We start from the raw sequence: 1527 nt of genomic DNA, 5'->3' as shown, positions 1-1527 counted from the left end.
GCGCCGGTGGCCGGGCAACCCACCCCGCTCACCGGCGAGGTCGTCGGGTCCGAGCGCGCTGACCCAGGTCGCGGTCTGCCGGGCCCGGGTCGCGGCGAGCAGGACGAGCTCGCCGCCGAGGACACCGCTGAGCGCCCCGAGACGCTGCACGACCCGCCCCTGCGGCGTGCGGCCGAAGCCGACGGTGACGACGACGGCATCACGCTGCTCGCGCTGCCACCGGTCGGCGGGCTTGATGACGAGGGGCTCGGGCAGGGCCCGCATCGCCTCGGCGATGGCCGGGTCGCGGTGCGCCAGCTCGCGACCGCCTCGGCGACGCGCTCGGCGTGCGCCTGGCCGAAGGTGACGACGCCCAGCGAGCGCCCGGGGCGCTCGACGAGCTCGCGACGCACCTGCTCGACGACGGCCTCGACCTCACCGGTCGAGGTCTCGACGAGACCGGTGCGCTCGTCGATGACCCCGAGGCCCTCGACGCGCACGAGCCGCACGGTCTCGCGCACGCTCGGCGCGGGTGGATGGACGACCTCACCGGCGCTCACCCCCTCGACGAGCAGGTCGGCGACGCGCGGGCGGGGGTAGGCACTGTCGCGCAGGCTCGCGGTCGGCAGCACGCGTGCGGCGACGTCGGCGAGCGAGCGCGAGGGGGGCTTCGGGGCGGAGACCCCGGCGTCGGCGGTCCACGTCGCGGGCGGCAGCTGGCCGTGGTCACCGACGACGAGCAGCTGGTCACCGCGAGCGATCCCCGAGATGGTCCGCGCCAGGCTGGTGCGCGAGGCGTCGTCGACGATCACGAGATCAAACCGCTCGTCCGCCGGCAGGACCTGACCGATGACGAAGGGGGACATCGCCCAGGCGGGAGCCGCGGCCCGCAGCAGCCCACCCCACTCGGCGAAGGCACGCGTCCACGGCGGCCCCGACACGAGACCCTCGTGCGCTGCGGCCACCTGCCGGGCTGCGGAGCGGAAGCGCCGCCCTTCGGCATGGAACCGCTCGCGCTGGCGGGTGGTGGTGCGAGCGGCATTGGCGCCCAGGCTCGCCCGGTCGGCCTCGACGAAGGTGCGCAGCGCCTCGTCGAGGCTCTCGCCGGTGATCGCGGAGTAGCGCTCGTCGCGGCTGGCCTCGGCGAGCACGGAGGTCCACCAGACGAAGCGCACCTCGTCGGGCACGGCCTCGGGGGCGACCCGGCGGGCGGACAGGTCGTCGACGAGCTCACCGAGTCCACGGGAGCGCAGGTCGTCGAGGTCGTCGATGACGTCCGGCACGGCCCGCGCACCGGTCGTGTCCTTGGCGAGGGCGTCGAGCCGGGCGGCGAGCTCGTCCCAGGGGGTGTCGAGCAGGTCGGCGCCGCGCTCGGTGTCGGCGAGCACCGAGGAGACGTGGGTGAGGTCGGCGTAGACGCGCTCGTAGGCCGAGTGCGCGCGGTCCATGTCGGTCGGGGATGCGCGGACCGCCCGCCACCGCCGGTCAGGCGCGACCAGGTGCGCCGCTGCTCGGCCGCGAGCCGCAGCGCCGCGTGGAGGTCCTCCG

General features: G+C 76.0%; 1 pseudogene. It reads right to left on the bottom strand.

From position 1 onward, the window contains the following. Nucleotides 1-1427 (bottom strand): annotated as a pseudogene (locus AC2W7J_RS18060) (hypothetical protein); the annotation flags it as partial. Nucleotides 1428-1527: the final 100 nt, after the last annotated feature.

The sequence above is a fragment of the Janibacter sp. CFPM2_SD2 genome (assembly GCF_057364645.1).
The sequence above is the reverse complement of the archived record's forward strand: the minus strand, read 5'-3'. Positions and strand labels throughout refer to the sequence as shown.